Source organism: Phycisphaeraceae bacterium, assembly GCA_019454185.1.
Taxonomy (GTDB): Bacteria; Planctomycetota; Phycisphaerae; order Phycisphaerales; family UBA1924; genus JAHBWV01.
Map to the genome: position 1 here is coordinate 1,868,284 of CP075368.1, position 15,545 is coordinate 1,883,828.

The window sequence follows — 15,545 nt, forward strand, 5'->3', positions numbered from 1 at the left end:
AAGAGGTGATCCATGAAAGCAGAGACCATCCTCGCCGAACTCAACCGGCTCCGCAGCGATGTACCCAAGGACGCGTCCGATATCGAGTGGCTCACCCTCCACCACGTCTTCTGCTTCGTCTCCTACAAGATCGCGGACCTCCAGAAGTACCTGGACGAACAGGCCGCCAAAGGGGCATTCGACGACTTCGAGCCCTGACCCGGAGCAGTCATCCACACCCCGTTTGGGGTCTTGCATGCAGCGATCGGGTATGCAATACTCATGACTCGTGGTGAGCAATCGGCCCTGAGGCGTTTCAATACTCGCCGACGACCGAAAGCAACCACGACGACCGTCATGGGTGTCCTTCCCATCACGGGCGGTGTGCCGCGGGCGACGGCTCGCGGGAAGGAGTCCGGCGGCAAACCTGTACAGGGTTCGCGGCGGCTGGACAGGTCCTTCGGTAAAGGAGGTGATCCAGTGATCAATGGTGACTGTACGAAGGGGCTCCGCTCGTAAGAGCGCGCTCGACGGAGTTCGCGAGAGCGTGCCCCGACTGAACACGCGGCCGAGGATCGTGAGATCCCCGGCCGCATTTCTTTGACGCCGTCATCATCGCTAGAGCGGTTGAAGTTCAGGCGCAGCGGCTGGAGCGTCGGCGAGACAAGCGTGGCGCGGAGGCCGAAGCAGGCGTATCCCCAGTGATACGCCGATACAGGCCGACAATGCCACGCGAAGTCGCAGCCAGCTCCGGACGCTACGAATGGACTGAAACTGCTCTAACAGCGAACCTGCCCCACTCACCAACGCAAAAAGAACACTGGCCCGCCCGAAGGCGAGCCAGTGCCTGACTGTCTCAATCACGCCGAGCGGTCAGGCCCGACGTTCCTGTCGTTCAGCGACGACGACGAGCGGCCAGACCCGCGACGCCGAGGAGCGCGAGGGCGCCCGGAGCCGGGATCAGGTTGCGGCTGTAGCCCATGGCAGCGTGGTACGCGAAGGGGCCGGGGCCGGAGGAAGAGATACCGGTCGCGATCCAGGTCGCGCCCTGCCCGATCAGCTGGTTGCGAAGAGCGGCCTCGCTCTGGTTGAACTGGCTGATGGCGTGGAACACATAGAAGGTGACCGACGCGCCATCGGCGATCGCGCCGCCGTTGAGGTTGATCAGGTCGATCGTCATGCCGGCGCCGAGGTCGCCGAGGCCGTAGAGGCCGCCGCCGACGCCACCGAAGGAGACGAACGGCGTGGTCGCATCACGATCCTCGAAGCCGAAGTACGAGGAGTCGACCACGTCGCCGCCGAGGGCGTCGGTGCGAGCGAACTCAGAGAAGAACGAGGGGAGGATGTCCCAGTCAACCTCGCGGTTGTAGAGAGCGCTGTTGATGGCGCCGCCGGAGGTGTTGGTCACCGTGACCTGGATGCCGATCACGTTGTTCTGGAGGAAGCTGTAACGCTGGGTCTTGCGGGCCTGACCACCGTTGATGTCGTGAACAATAACGGCGGAGCTGGGCAGGTAGCTCTCGCTGATCAGCGAGATGCCGCTGGAGCCGAGGAAATAGTCATCGCCACGGGCGTTGATGCCGTTGAGAGCCATCGCCCAACCCTCGGTCGGGGTGCCGGGGTTGATGGGGTCGTAGGAGTCATTGACGCGCTGGAAGCCGACATAGCCGAGCGTGCCGATCGAGGTGTTGTAGGAGTTCTGCGTGAAGATGGAGCCGCCGGCGTTGATGCCGACCGCGAAGTTGCCGGCAGGGCTGACGATGATGCCGTCGGCCGAAGCAATACCGGCGAGGGCGACGAGGACGGACGCGGACGCGAGAATCTTCTTCATCTCAAGACCTCCAAAGTGTGACTCGAAACCTTCTCAAGCGTCCACCGCGTGACCCGCCTGAGAACCTCCAAACGTGAGCCAGAGAGAGACACGAGCGCTCAACCCCGGCGCGCAAACTCTTCTGTGTGCCTGTGAAACCCGACGAGTCTCCCAAACCACGATCCCAACGAGCTTGACTCTAAACCGACTCGAACCAACCGAACAAACCGTACCTCAGGCAGTCGGTGCGCAATCCTCGCGCGCATCACGACTTCCATATTGTGCCACGGGTTCAAGGGGGCGACAAGGTAAAACACCGGAATTCATTGAAAAAGAGTGTATTGCAAAAACAAGCCCCGGACTGGTCCGGGGCTTGCCCAAATTCACATCAAGAGCAACTCAATCCATAAGAAATCCGAACGCCGATCAGTTCAGCCCGATCGCCGCACCCACCACCGGCCCGAACTTGACCACAAGCCCGGCAAACACGACCGACACGATCGAAATCAGCTTGATCAGAATGTTCAGTGCCGGACCCGACGTGTCCTTGAAGGGATCGCCGACTGTATCGCCCACGACGGTCGCCTTGTGGTCGTCCGAGCCCTTGCCGTAGACAAGGCGTGAGCCCTGACCCGATGCCACGAACTCCTGCGCCCGAGCCATGATCGACTCGCGGACCTCGGCGGGAACCTTGGACGAGTTACCCGTGCCATCCACCATCTGCTGCGCTGTCGTCTTGCCGAACGACTCCAGCAGCTTCTTGGCGTTGTCCCACGCGCCGCCGGCGTTGGCCATGAAGACCGCGACCGCAAAGCCCGAGACCAACCCGCCCGCGAGCAGACCCATGATCCCGGGTACCGAGAGCGTCAGGCCGACAAGAATCGGGACGATGATCGCCAAGATCGAAGGAACAACCATCTCCTTTTGCGCGCCCGCCGTCGAGATCGCCACGCAGTTCGCGTAGTCCGGATAGTGCTGCCCGTCGAGATCGACGCCCTCACGAGGCCAGTTGTCGGGGTTCGCAACATCCTCCTCGGACATCCCCTTGGCCCGCATCGCCTGCCTCATCTTGGCAAACTGGCGCCGACACTCGCCCATCATCGCGTACGCCGCACGTCCCACCGCGTTCATCGTCAACGCGCAGAACAGGAACGCCAGGAGCACCCCGATGAACATCCCCGCGAGCAGTCGTGGGTTCGCGAGCGAGACGTCGTAGAAAGCAAGCACATCGGCCAGCGTGCCGTTGCGCGAACTGGCCAGCACAAACTTCTCGTCGTGCCCGTGGCTGCCGTGGTCGAACGTCGCATGGATCGTGAACTGCGACGCCGCCTTCAGGTGTGCCGCCTCCTCAATCGCGACGTGTCCGTGGTGCTCCTCACCCTCAGCGTGCACCTGCGTAAAGACCTGCCCAACGGAGAGGTGATCGAGGATCTCGGTGCTCTGCCCGATCGGCAGGAACATCCCGCCATCCACGTAGTCGACCACGCCGCCCTTCTTGTCACGACCCTCACCTGGCAGCACGATCGCGAATCGACCGTACCCCTCGTACACCGCGTACGCGCCCGACGCCGGCGCACTAAACCCGCCCTTGCGTACGAACGACTCCGACTGCGTCGTGATCTGAACCTGAACAACCTGGATGAACGCCGCGAACAACGCCAGCGCCGTCAGAGCCGCAGAACCGATCGCGAAGCCCTTGCCCGTCGCCGCAGTCGTATTACCGAGCGAATCGAGCATGTCCGTCCGCTCGCGAACGTGCGGCGGCTGGCTGCTCATCTCGGCGTTGCCGCCCGCGTTGTCCGCGATCGGGCCGTACGCATCGGTCGCCAGTGTGATACCCAGCGTCGAGAGCATGCCGACGGCCGCAATGCCGACGCCGTACAGACCCATCAGGAAGTTCTCGCCGCCGCCCGCGAAGGTAAACGCAGCGATGATCGCGATCGCGACCGTCAGCAGCGATGCCCATGTGGACTTCATCCCCTCCGCAATGCCCGCGATGATCACCGTCGCCGGGCCCGTCAGCGCCTGGAAGGCGATGCGCCTGGTCGGCGGGTGCTCGTAGCTCGTGTAATACTCGGTCGCGTACGCGATCACCAGACCAGCGAGAAGTCCCGACAGAATCGAGAGCCCAAGCCCCCACCACGTCGTCACGCCGTTCAGCGAAGCAACGTTGTTGAACAGGAAGTACAGCAGACCGAACGCCGCGACAAGGATCAGCCCCGAAGCGACGTACACGCCCTTGTGCAACCCCTTGAGCAGCTGCGCGAAGGTCGCGTTCTCCGACGCCTTCACCGTGAAGACGCCGAGGATCGAGCACAGAATGCCCAGACCGGCCAGAGCCATCGGAGCCGCGGCAAGCCGCAACGCCAGCGAGTTGGTCTGATCGCCAGTGAGATTACCGATCGTGAACGCCGCGGCCGCACCCAGCGCCGCCGTCGCCAGAATCGATCCGTAATACGACTCATACAGGTCCGCGCCCATGCCCGCGACGTCGCCGACGTTGTCGCCGACATTGTCCGCGATCGTCGCCGGATTGCGAGGATCGTCCTCAGGAATGCCCGCCTCGACCTTGCCGACAAGATCCGCCCCGACGTCCGCCGCCTTCGTGTAGATGCCGCCGCCCACACGCGCGAAGAGTGCCTGCGTCGAAGCACCCATGCCGAACGAGAGCATCACGGTCGTCAGTTCACGCAGCGATCCGCCCATGCCTGTCGCATTGAAGACGATGAACCAGACCGAAATATCCAGAAGCGCAAAGCCCACCACCACGAGGCCCATCACCGCGCCCGACCTGAACGCGACCGTCAAGCCGTCGTTCAACGACTGCTTCGCGGCAAACGCCGTGCGTGCCGAGGCGTTCGTCGCCATCCGCATGCCGAACCACCCGCACAACCCCGAGAGCAGACCCGCGATCGGCACGCCGATCACACTCCAGGAACTCTGGAGGTTCAGCAGAGCCATCACCGCCAGGAACGCCACAAGCAGCACGAACACGCCCGCGACAACCTTGTACTGACGCGCAAGGTACGCCATCGCGCCCTTCCGCACCGCGTCAGCGATCCTGACCATCTCCGGCTCGCCCTCGGACTTCTTCATCACCGAAGTCGCAAAGACCCGGGCCATCACCAGCGCAACAACCGCGCCGAGCGGCGCGAGCCAGAAAACCCGGGGAATCGCGCTGAGATCCGCAAGAGTGAAGAGTGACAACTGCTGCATCGGATTCGCTCCTGAGCTGTGCGCCGAACCCGTCGGCGACCGAGAGGGACGATCATCCTGCGGCGATGGCCCAACGACCAGCCGCGACACGATCTGCTTTCAGACTGGATCCGGCACCCTGACAGTCTCTTCGGCAAGACCAGGGAGAGCATCGCAAGAAACAACGCCCACGCCGCACCCGATTCATTCAACATCCACGAGGCACACCGTCACGGCATGCCGGCAAATCAAACGCGCTCATGGACGCGGCGTGCGGGGCGCACGCGTCGCGACCGCCAAGCCAGCCAGAGCGCGATTCGACGTCTTCCGCATCCTGCGACGGCGACGCTCGGAGGGCTTCTCGTAAAACTCCTTCCGCTTGATGTCCTTGGTCAAGCCCTCTTTCTCGCAGAGCTTCTTGAAGCGCCGCATCATCTGCTCGACCGACTCGCCGCCACGTGACTTGATCCGAATCGCCATGAATGCCCCAATCGCCCGTTGCTGAGCGGGAACTGTGTACAGAGAGCCGCGGGCCGACACCATCGCCGCCCCGTGCCGGACGCCCGGCAGGTAGAGGGGGAATAGAAGCCCCCTCACGGCAGGGTATCAAGTCCCGATCGATCCAAACGGACTCCGATCGACGTTCGACGCCATCCTATTGTACATCCCAAACTTCCGCCCCCAGAGGGCCCGACCCATGCTGCTGATCGACACATACAACGTCCTCTGGCTTGGCGCTGCGCTCGATCCGCGCGGCCCGGAACTCACCCCGGTCGGACTCTTGCGCGCAATCGCACACAGCCGATACCGCAGACACCCGGTTCGGATGGTCTGCGATGGACACCCAGCCACGGGCGAGGGAATCCCCGCAAAGTCCTACGGAGAAACCGCGTTGTCCGTGCGCCTCGGACCGGCCGAGGTCATCTACTCCGGCAGAAGCGGCTCCGCAGATGATGTCATCGAGCGGATCATCGAAGCACACACCGCCCCGAGAGATCTGGTCGTCGTCAGCTCCGACCGACGCATCAAGCGCGCCGCCACTCGCAAACGCTCACGCTCCATCGCAAGCGACGTCTTCCTTGCTCAGGTCATGGCCGACCGCACCCGCGCGCCCATGCCCGCGATCCCCGCCTTCGTCCAAGAGATCCCCCTCTCTTCGAGCGCAGTCGATCTCTGGAGAATCGAGTTCGGCCTGCCAAGAGAATCCGACGCCTCGCTGCTCGAGAGTCTCACGCCCAATCACCCTCACACATCGCTCCCGACGCCCCCCACCGCTCCCGTCACACCCCCGCCCACTCCCGAGCGGCCACGCAAACCCTCGAAATCCAGCCGGAACTCGCACCCGCAGCATCGCTCGCCATCCGAGATCGATCGAGAACTCATCCAACTCGCCGAAGAGTGGGGTCTCACGCTGGATCTTGACGATCTTGACACCGGAAGGTGGCTCGGACAGTGAAAAAGCAAGCCGCACACCACCCGAGTCCGTCCCGCTCGCGCCAACTGCGCCGTTCCGTGATGCACTGCGCGATCATCGCGCTGCTTGTCGCCGCCGGATGCAACTCAGCAGAAGTGCAGACCCAGGGCTCCCGACAGACCGAGGCGTCCTACTCCGTTCGCTCGCTCACCGCCGCGCTCCCCGAGTGGGTCACGCCCCAGGCAGTCGCCGCCGCCGCCGAACAGACCTTCCGCGATCGCGGGTACACCGTCTCATCAGCAGTCGCGACCACAGACAGCGTCCGGGTCGTCGCGCGCGAGCCCAACACAGGCACACTCAGAAAGCACATCGTGAAGGCGACATGGAACCGCGCCGGCTCGAGCGTCTCCGTCACCACAACCCCGCTCGGAGATCAAGTCCGCTCCCGCGCGATCCTCGACGGTGTCCTCTCCCGTCTCGGTCTCTGACCGCCGAAGAAGCCACGACGCCAGCTCGCGCCACCGATCCGCTTCCCGCGCGAGACCGGCAAACGCTCAGCACCCGCACCCATCGAATCCACCATAGGCGATGCCTCACGATCGAGCGCCCCCCACGTCAGGAGCAAATCCGATGCCCGCACACGCTTCGATCACCTCCGCACACTCGTTGCAGGTGCGTCTGCTCCGCACCGATCGCTGGCGCGGCGGGATCCTCCTCTTCTGCTACGCCTGCATAGGCCTCGTCCTCGCGCTCAGAAGACTGCTCGACGGACCATCGAATCACCTCCTCTTCGTCTGGGGTGTCAGCGTCATCACAGCCGCGATCGCTATACAGATCGCCGGGATCATGGACTCAACCCGCCGACTCCGATACGGCAAATCGCTCCCGGAATGGAGGCCCGCCCTCGGAACGCTCTCCGACCTCATCGCGCCGTTCCTCTTCCTCCGCATCCTCCAGGAACACGGCACACACGGGCCGGTCGCCGCGCTCTCCGCCCCGGCAATCCTCATCGTGCCGCTCGTCATCATGCTCTCCGTCATGCGCCTGCGCCCGGCGAACTCCATCGCCTACGGCATCGTCGCCGCCGTCGCACACGCAGCCCTCGCGTGGCACGCCGGACGTGTCGCCGGGCTACCCATCGAAGCCATGCACTCGCTCTACAGCTACGCGATCCTGCTCATGCTCACAGGCATAGCCGCCGGCGCACTCGCCTCATTCTCACGCCGAGCGATCGAAGAAGCCGTCCGCGAGGCCGAGGCCGCCGAAAGGTCCGGCCTCGCCCTCGCAGCAGTCGAGCGAGAACTCGACATCGCGCGCGAGATCCAGCAGGGACTGCTTCCCTCAGAGCCCCCAAGCACGCCCGGCTTCGACATCGCAGGCATGGGACGCCCCGCCACGCAAGCCGGCGGCGACTACTACGACTGGCAACCCATGCCCGACGGCCGCATCATCGTCTCCATCGCGGATGTCACCGGACACGGCATCGGCCCCGCGCTCGTCATGGCGGTCTGCCGCGCCTACGCGCGAGCCATGATCGGCCAAGTTCGATCCTCCTCCGAACTCCTCGATCGACTCAACCAACTGATCGTCGCCGATGTCCGCGGCGCACGCTTCATCACCATGGCCGTCGCCATCATCAGCCCCGATGGCGACGTCGAACTCCTCTCCGCGGGGCACGGCCCGACACTCCACCACAGCGCCGCAACCGGAACACTCTCCCGATTCGATGGAGATGGCCTCCCCCTCGGCATCGACGAAAGCGAACGCTACGGATCGCCGCGCCGCTTCCGGCTCGAACCCGGAGACTCGCTCGTCATGCTCACCGATGGCTTCATCGAGCGCGCAAACCCGCGCCGCGAACTCTTCGGCTTCGAGCGCCTCTCACACTCCATCACACGCCACGCAGCACTCTCCGCATCCGCCATGATCGACGCGATCGACAAAGAGACCTCCGACTTCGCACAGTCAGAGCCGCAAGGCGACGACATGACCGCCGTGATCATCAAGCGACGCTGAGAGGGCTCTACGCGTTCGCCAAAAACAAACCAACCCCGTCCCTTTCGAGACGGGGCTGGCTGCTGAGGACGCATGGCCCTCGCGGGCCGCACTGCGGATGCTGCTGTTCATGCCGCGTGCATTGCGTCCTGGGAGGATCTACCGCCATCATAGTTCTTCAACATATCCGATTTCACGTCTCACCAACACACAAAAATGGGGTACTGGCCACATCTGGCCATCATAGCGCCAATCTCCGCGCTATCGGCCCCTACACTCGACGCGTGGCGGAGCCGCACACCAATTCCCCTCTCTCCGAAGCGAGCAGCACGCCGCGCATCCGCCCGCTCCCCGCACTCCTCGTCAACCAGATCGCCGCAGGCGAGGTCGTCGATCGTCCCGCATCGGTCGTCAAGGAACTCGTCGAAAACGCCCTCGACGCCGGCGCCTCGCGAATCACCGTCGATCTCGAGCAAGGCGGCATCGAACTCGTCCGCGTCAGCGACGACGGGCAAGGCATCTCGCCCGACGAGCTCCCCCTCGCCATCGCGCCCCACGCCACCAGCAAAATCACCGAAGCCGGTGATCTCGATCGCATCGCGACGCTCGGCTTCCGGGGCGAGGCCATCGCCTCGATCGCCTCCGTCTCCCGCCTCTCCATCCGCTCCCGGCGCCCCATCGACACCGGGGCATCACAGATCGACGCCGAAGGCGATGTCGCCTCACCAGTCCGTCCCGCCTCAGGACCGATCGGCACCAGCGTCACCGTTCGCAACCTCTTCTTCAACACGCCGGCGCGACGCAAGTTCCTCCGCACGCCCACGACCGAGCAGGGACGCTGCATGGACTGGCTGCGCGACCTGGCCATGGCCCACCCAGCCATCGGCTTCACCGTCACAAACGACGGACGACGCTCGCTCGAACTCCCGCCCAACCAGTCACCCCGCGAACGCGTCCTCGACATCATCGGCAAGGAACTCGAAGACCAACTCATCGAAATCTCCGTCGATCAATTCGACGATGCACGAGGCCTCGCCCTCTGGGGCCTCATCGGTCTCCCCTCGCTCGCGCGCCCCACCAGCAAATCCCAGCACGTCTTCCTCCGTGGACGCGTCATCCGCGACCGCACCGTGCAGCACGCCATCGCCGAGGCCTACCGAGGACTCATCGAGCCCGGACGCTACCCCACCGCAGTCCTCATGATCGAGATGTCCCCCGAAGCCGTTGATGTCAACGTCCACCCTGCCAAACTCGAGGTCCGCTTCCGCGACCAGTCCATGGTCCACTCCGCCGTCCTCGGCTCCATCCGACGCGCACTCCAGGCACGCGACCTCACCCCCCGGCTCTCAGGCGGCACCGGCTTCGGCTCCTTCCACAGCCCCACCGCCATCCTCCCCGGCTCAACCACCGGCTCCATCGAGCCAAAGGACTTCGTCTCCTTCTTCAAGCGCGAGATCCCCGCCCAGTACGGCGCAGCCGGCCGCCTCTCCTTCGACGCGCTCAGACGCGCCATCGAACGCCCATCCCCCGCGCCGCTCACCGATGCCGCCTTCCCCGGGAACGACCAAACCGCCCCACCCACGCCTCTCACTCCCGAAGCATCAACGCCGAACGCACTCGCCTCTCATCCACACGACACCGCCGGCTCTCCACTCGCGCCAGACCAGTTGATCGCAGCCCCCGCGCCGACCAACCGTGCCCTGCAGGTCCACAACTCCTTCATCGTCACCCAGGACGAGCACGGCGTCGTCATCGTCGATCAACACGCCCTGCACGAGCGCGTGATGTTCGAGTACCTGCTGCAGCGCGTGGTCTGCGGACCGCTCGAAAGCCAGCCCCTCCTGATGCCCGTCCTCGTCGAGGCAACCCCCGAGCAACTCGATCTGCTCGCACCCCTCGAACCACTCCTCACACGCGTCGGCATCAGGGCCGAACCACTCGGACCACGCTCACTCGGCATCCACGCCTTCCCCACCTTCCTCTTCGAACGAGGCGTCGATCCCGTCCCATTCATGGAAGAGATCCTCGCCGCCGCAGAGAAAGACGGCCTCGCGCCCGCCGAGGAACAGGCACTCCACGAGGTCCTCGACATGATGGCCTGCAAGGCCGCCGTCAAGGCCGGCGACAAAATGTCCGGCGATGAACTCCAGGCCCTTCTCGACCTCCGCGAGGATGTCGAACGCTCCAGCAACTGCCCCCACGGCCGCCCCACCACCGTCCGCATCACCATCCGCGATCTCGAACGCCTCTTCGGCCGCTCCTGATCCCGCTCATCTCGACGCGCTGACCCACACCGGCCGCACCCGCGTCTTCCCGTTGTCGATGCGATACTCGCTCGCAACCTCCGCCGGCTCAACCACGAAACCCGCACGCGACAATCGCTCGACAGGCAACTCCGGCAGCACCGACCTGTGGGGCGTCTCCCGCACAAGCATCAGCCGCCGCTGTCCCGTCCGCTTCAACTCTTCCATCAGCGACTCCAGCGATTCGGGCTCCACACCCGACACCGGCACGCGCGGCCCCACATCCTGATACAACCTGATGTGCGTCCCGGCATAGAAGTCATACGCCGGCGTCCAGTAATCAAGCGAGATCGGAGGAAGCACCGGCGACAACCGCTGCAACTCCTCGAACATCGCCCGCGGATGCCTGTGCGGGTACAGCCGCTCCCGCCCATACCCGTACCACACACTCTGCCCCAGCGCCATCACAACCACGATCGCGCCCACAACCCATCTCGCCCGCGCCCCCCTCCTCTGCTCCCCCGCCATCAGCACATGCGTGAAGAACGCCCCGCCCAGCATCGCAAGCGCGGGCCACAGCGGCGTCATATACCTCGCCACACCCTTCCCCAGCACGCTGAACGCCAGCAACCCAAGCCCCGCCCACGCGATCACAAACCACAACCCCGCGCCAGCGCACCACGTCCCCCGAGGCCCCCTCCTCACCAGCCACACCACCGACACAATCGCCATCACCGACCCGATGCCCGACGCGTACGGCACCACCTCCAGATTGCTCAGGATCGACTCGGGATCAAACAACACCAGATTCGCGTCCGTCTCCGACGAAACCGCTCGCTTCACCGCCTCCGCGCCGATCCCCTCACCCACAAGACGCATCCATCCGTACACCGCGCCCACCGCCACCAGCGCCATACCCACAGGGTGCGTCCGCGACATCGCGCCGAAGAAACCCTTGAACGTCTCCCACCGTGCCAGCGGTGCCAGCCCCGCGCCCACCATCGCACCAGCCCCCGCGACCAGCACAGCACCCACAACGTGCCCAACCTCATGCACGTTGAGCAGCGTCGGCACGCCGAGTGCAAGCCCTCCCGCCGCCGCGCCCACCGCACGCGCCCGCGCCGAACACGCCGCATCCGCACCGATCGCAAGCGCGATCCCCCCATACGCCCCGAGCAGAATCGTCACCACACCCGGCGGTCCCTTCGTGAGTGCCGCCCCTGCCACAGCGATCCCCCCCACCGCCAACGCGCGCCAGTGCATCCGACGCCGCTCGACGTGGCTCTCATACGCCACATACAGCGCGCCGATCGCAACCACCGTCAACGGCGCAAGCAAGATGTCGAGCTCCCCCGTCCGCCCCGATCTCACATACAGAATCCCCGTCCCGAGAAAGAGCGAACTCCACCACGCCGCGTGCGATGCCACGAGATCTCTCCGCGCCGCCGCCGCCGGACTTCTCTCTCGCATCTCCCCCGACGCACCCAGCAACTGCCTCGTCACCACATACGTCGCGACCACCCCCAGCATCGCCGCCAGCGCAACCGTCAACCGCAACTCGAACACGCCCGGCACACCATCCCCGCCGAACACCCCTCGCACCCGCGCAATCGCCAACTGGCACCAATACACCATCGGCGGCTTCGCCAGGTACGCCTCACCGTTCACCCTGGGAACAACCCACTCACCCATCACGCCCATGTCACGAGCGACAAGGGCCCGCATCGACTCCTGCCAGTTCGAGAGCCCGTGCGTCGTCAAACCGACGAACAACACCACCGCGCACAGCGCAACCAGCGTCACGATGTCCTGTCGCACCGAGCGTGGCCCGAGTGAACCCGTCATCACTGCTCCCGCGCCGACTCAACTCCCCTCCAACCACCGTCGGCGCGAAGTACCATCCCCCCCTCCGTGCCTCCGTGCCTCCGTGCCTCCGTGCCTCCGTGCCTTCGTGCCTTCGTGCCTTCGTGCCTCTCTTCAGGCGTTATCGAGAATCTCGATCGACTGGAACGGCTTGCCCTCGAGCATCTCAAGCGACGCACCGCCACCCGTCGACACATGCGACATCTTGTCGGCAAGGTTGAACTTCTCCACCGCCGCAGCGGAATCCCCGCCGCCGACGATGCTCGTCGCGCCCGCCGCCGTCGCACGCCCGATCGCGCTGGCGACCTGCCTCGTCCCCACGCTGAACGCCGCCCACTCGAACACACCCATCGGCCCGTTCCACACGATCGTCTTCGCCTTCGAGATCACACCCGAGTAGATCGCCTGTGTCTCCGGCCCGATGTCCAGCCCCATATACCCCGGCTTGATCGAGTCCTTGAACGTCTGAATATCACCCGCATGCTCAAGGAACTGCGTCGAACACACATGGTCCACAGGCAGGTGCAGGTCGCACTTGTGCTTCGCGGCATCATCAATGATCTTCTTCGCGAGCGCGATCTTGTCCGTCTCCACGCGGCTCTCCCCCACCTTCCGACCGAGCGCGGCCAGGAACGTGTACGCCATCGCGCCGCCCACGATCACCGCGCTCGCCTTCGACAGCAGGTTGTCCACCACGCCGATCTTGTCCGACACCTTCGCGCCGCCCAGGATCACCACAAACGGCTTCGCAGGGCTCCGGAGCGCATCCCCAAGATACTTCACTTCCTTCTCTACCAGGAACCCCACCACCCGCGGCTTGCCCCCCATCGCCAGCGGCACCGCCACCATCGAAGCATCCGGCCTGTGGCACGTGCCGAACGCATCATTCACATACACATCCCCGTACGCCGCCAGCTTCCCCGCGAACGCCGCATCCCCCTTCTTCTCACCCTTGTGGAAGCGCAGGTTCTCAAGCATGAGCACCTCGCCATCCTTCATCGCCGCCACGCCCGCCGCCGACGCGTCGTCCACGCAGTCCTTCGAAGGAAACGCGACCTTCTTCCCGAGGATCGACTCCAGCTTCGCCGCCGCGTGCCGCAGCGACTCGTGCTCCACATACCCCGTCCCCTCCGGCCGCCCCAGGTGCGACATCAGGATCGCCCGCCCACCCCGATCAACGATGCTCTGGATCGTCGGCACCGCCGCCCGGATCCGCCGATCATCCGTGATCTCCGAGCCGGACATCGGCACGTTGAAATCCACCCGAACCAACACGCGCTTCCCGGCGACATCAACCTGTGCGATCGTCTTCTTGGGCATGGGACAGGACTCCAGAATTCAGCCGCCAAGCGGCCGTGAGTGTGCGACATCCGAACTCATCCCCCACCATTCGCCGCATGATAGGTACGCACACACACCCCGTACGCCGCCGACACTCGAATCCCGCCCCGACTTCATACACTCCCCCTATGCCCGACACCATCTTCTCCAAGATCATCCGAGGCGAGATCCCCTGCCACAAGGTCTATGAGGACGCCCACGTTCTCGCCTTCCTCGACATCGGCCCCCTGAGCCACGGCCACACGCTGGTCATCCCCAAGGAACCCGCGGCCACACTCGATGCTCTCTCCGATGAGTCCGCCGCCGCCCTCGGGCGCGTCCTCCCCCGCCTCTGCCGCGCCGTCATGAAGGCCACCGGCGCAACCGCCTACAACGTCCTCCAGAACAACGGCGCGGATGCCCATCAGGCCGTCTTCCACGTCCACTTCCACATCATCCCCAAGTTCCCCTCACGCCCCTCCGGCTCATCCGGGCTCGGCATCACGTGGAACACGGGCAAGTTGGATGCCGAGACCGCCAAGTCCCTCGTCGGATCAATCTCAGCCGCCGTATCCGCGTGACCCGTGCGCAGGACAACCGCCATGTCCGATCAAGCTAACGTCCTCGCACGCGACGGAAACACTGCCGTAGTGCACCTCTCCGGCCGCGCCTTCCCCGCCATCGCCATGCAAGGCGACACGTTCTTTCACATGATCCAACGCATTCGTGCGGCACACACCGCCGCGACTCGTGATGAATGCAACGAGGAACTCCAGTACCTGCTTGCCGACCTCGAAGAGCAACTGGCCTTCTACGAGCGAACGCTCAAAGCCAACTCAGTTTCGCTGCCATATTGAGACCCCGGATTCCTCGTGCTCAACTCCATCGAACAACTCGCCCGCGATGCCGCTGCTGCGCTTGGTCCGCGCTGGGACAGCATCGCCATCCTCGCGATCCTCGCAGCACCCGCCTCATTCTCGCTGACCGCCGCGTTCCTCGCTCGTCCCCTTGGGCACCGACTCAGCCGCGATCACACATCCGCCAGCAACCGCCGCCCACACCCCGCCGATCCCCTCCGAGCTACGCTCTTCTCCATCGCTCGCATCCTCACGCCCATCGCACTGATCGCCGCGATCTGCCTCGGCATCTTGTACTTCAACGCCATGCTCGACAGCGGCACACGACGCTGGGGCGGCAAGAACGGCATGGGTTCATGGCTCATCCTGTCGTGCGCAGGTGTGCTCTGGATCGGAGCCTCATGGCTCTGGAGCGCGCGCGATGACATGGCGTCATGGCTTGAACGAAAACGTGCATGAGCAATACATCCCGATGAGAGAGCACCGACTCCACTTGCAACTCATTCTCATGTTGCTTTCTTCCACACATTTGGCTTGACCACTCTCGCTTCATCGCGTATCTTCTACGCACACCAATGCGCACTGTCCTCACACATCGCTCGCTCCCAATCGCCCATCCGGGCACGCTCAGCCGCTAAGCCGAGCGCGGGGGCCTCCTCCACCCACATCCAACGCCACAGCGAATCCGGCTTCTCGCCGCGATCTCCGCAGATTCCGCACCCACGCGGCTATCGGCGATCGTCGCGCCGCACCGATCGCTGACGCTCCGACTCCACCCGGGCCGAACCGGCCGCGATCCCATCACTTGGGCACCCGCGCGCCGGCCACCTCGCGCCCGCCGACTTCACTGACATCGTTCTTACACCCGC

The 15,545-nt window shown here is 64.7% G+C and carries 13 protein-coding genes; 8 read left to right on the top strand and 5 right to left on the bottom strand.

Annotated elements, in window-relative coordinates; genetic code table 11:
• Positions 1–12: 12 nt before the first annotated feature.
• Entirely contained in the window at positions 13–198 is a 186-nt protein-coding gene (locus tag KF838_07925; protein QYK49770.1) for a hypothetical protein, read from the top strand.
• A gap of 676 nt (positions 199–874) precedes the next feature.
• Here the strand turns inward: KF838_07925 and KF838_07930 are convergent.
• The 3 genes from KF838_07930 to rpsU all read right to left on the bottom strand — a co-directional run bounded on the left by KF838_07930 (position 875) and on the right by rpsU (position 5,464).
• Positions 875–1,810, bottom strand: a complete 936-nt coding sequence (locus tag KF838_07930) for a hypothetical protein (GenBank protein ID QYK49771.1) — start codon at positions 1,808–1,810, stop codon at positions 875–877.
• Between the two features lie 405 nt (positions 1,811–2,215).
• A complete protein-coding gene (locus KF838_07935) occupies positions 2,216–5,005 on the bottom strand; it encodes a sodium-translocating pyrophosphatase (protein QYK49772.1) in 2,790 nt (929 codons plus the stop codon).
• A gap of 237 nt (positions 5,006–5,242) precedes the next feature.
• Positions 5,243–5,464 carry a 30S ribosomal protein S21 gene (rpsU, locus tag KF838_07940; protein QYK49824.1) on the bottom strand — a complete coding sequence of 74 codons (222 nt, stop codon included), beginning with the start codon at positions 5,462–5,464 and terminating at the stop codon, positions 5,243–5,245.
• 217 nt (positions 5,465–5,681) lie between these two features.
• Here rpsU and KF838_07945 point away from each other — a divergent pair, with 217 nt between their 5' ends.
• The 4 genes from KF838_07945 to mutL all read left to right on the top strand — a co-directional run bounded on the left by KF838_07945 (position 5,682) and on the right by mutL (position 10,657).
• Positions 5,682–6,440, top strand: coding sequence for an NYN domain-containing protein (locus KF838_07945; GenBank protein QYK49773.1), 759 nt, complete (start codon positions 5,682–5,684; stop codon positions 6,438–6,440).
• A 59-nt stretch (positions 6,441–6,499) separates the two neighbouring features.
• Positions 6,500–6,886, top strand: coding sequence for a hypothetical protein (locus KF838_07950; GenBank protein ID QYK49774.1), 387 nt, complete (start codon positions 6,500–6,502; stop codon positions 6,884–6,886).
• Between the two features lie 142 nt (positions 6,887–7,028).
• Positions 7,029–8,414 (top strand): serine/threonine-protein phosphatase, encoded by a 1,386-nt coding sequence (locus KF838_07955; GenBank protein ID QYK49775.1) that lies wholly within the window; start codon positions 7,029–7,031, stop codon positions 8,412–8,414.
• A gap of 263 nt (positions 8,415–8,677) precedes the next feature.
• Entirely contained in the window at positions 8,678–10,657 is a 1,980-nt protein-coding gene (gene mutL, locus KF838_07960; protein ID QYK49776.1) for a DNA mismatch repair endonuclease MutL, read from the top strand.
• A gap of 6 nt (positions 10,658–10,663) precedes the next feature.
• Here the strand turns inward: mutL and KF838_07965 are convergent, their stop codons facing one another.
• The gene (locus tag KF838_07965) at positions 10,664–12,481 is read right to left on the bottom strand and encodes a phospholipid carrier-dependent glycosyltransferase (GenBank protein QYK49777.1); all 1,818 of its coding nucleotides are present in this window, start codon (positions 12,479–12,481) and stop codon (positions 10,664–10,666) included.
• A gap of 132 nt (positions 12,482–12,613) precedes the next feature.
• Positions 12,614–13,819 (bottom strand): phosphoglycerate kinase, encoded by a 1,206-nt coding sequence (locus KF838_07970; GenBank protein ID QYK49778.1) that lies wholly within the window; start codon positions 13,817–13,819, stop codon positions 12,614–12,616.
• 149 nt (positions 13,820–13,968) lie between these two features.
• Between KF838_07970 and KF838_07975 the strand changes: the two genes are divergently transcribed.
• The 3 genes from KF838_07975 to KF838_07985 are packed head-to-tail and all read left to right on the top strand — an operon-like array spanning position 13,969 to position 15,135.
• Entirely contained in the window at positions 13,969–14,400 is a 432-nt protein-coding gene (locus KF838_07975; protein QYK49779.1) for an HIT family protein, read from the top strand.
• Between the two features lie 21 nt (positions 14,401–14,421).
• Positions 14,422–14,676: a hypothetical protein gene (locus KF838_07980; GenBank protein ID QYK49780.1), complete on the top strand. Its 255-nt coding sequence runs from the start codon at positions 14,422–14,424 to the stop codon at positions 14,674–14,676.
• A gap of 15 nt (positions 14,677–14,691) precedes the next feature.
• Positions 14,692–15,135 (top strand): hypothetical protein, encoded by a 444-nt coding sequence (locus tag KF838_07985; GenBank protein QYK49781.1) that lies wholly within the window; start codon positions 14,692–14,694, stop codon positions 15,133–15,135.
• Positions 15,136–15,545 lie beyond the last annotated feature (410 nt).

Coding starts and splice junctions, on each gene's coding strand:
- KF838_07925 (QYK49770.1), top strand. CDS start 13: ATGAAAGCAGAGACCATCCTCGCCGAACTCAACCGGCTCCGCAGCGAT.
- KF838_07930 (QYK49771.1), bottom strand. CDS start 1,810: ATGAAGAAGATTCTCGCGTCCGCGTCCGTCCTCGTCGCCCTCGCCGGT.
- KF838_07935 (QYK49772.1), bottom strand. CDS start 5,005: ATGCAGCAGTTGTCACTCTTCACTCTTGCGGATCTCAGCGCGATTCCC.
- rpsU (QYK49824.1), bottom strand. CDS start 5,464: ATGGCGATTCGGATCAAGTCACGTGGCGGCGAGTCGGTCGAGCAGATG.
- KF838_07945 (QYK49773.1), top strand. CDS start 5,682: ATGCTGCTGATCGACACATACAACGTCCTCTGGCTTGGCGCTGCGCTC.
- KF838_07950 (QYK49774.1), top strand. CDS start 6,500: ATGCACTGCGCGATCATCGCGCTGCTTGTCGCCGCCGGATGCAACTCA.
- KF838_07955 (QYK49775.1), top strand. CDS start 7,029: ATGCCCGCACACGCTTCGATCACCTCCGCACACTCGTTGCAGGTGCGT.
- KF838_07965 (QYK49777.1), bottom strand. CDS start 12,481: ATGACGGGTTCACTCGGGCCACGCTCGGTGCGACAGGACATCGTGACG.
- KF838_07970 (QYK49778.1), bottom strand. CDS start 13,819: ATGCCCAAGAAGACGATCGCACAGGTTGATGTCGCCGGGAAGCGCGTG.
- KF838_07975 (QYK49779.1), top strand. CDS start 13,969: ATGCCCGACACCATCTTCTCCAAGATCATCCGAGGCGAGATCCCCTGC.
- KF838_07980 (QYK49780.1), top strand. CDS start 14,422: ATGTCCGATCAAGCTAACGTCCTCGCACGCGACGGAAACACTGCCGTA.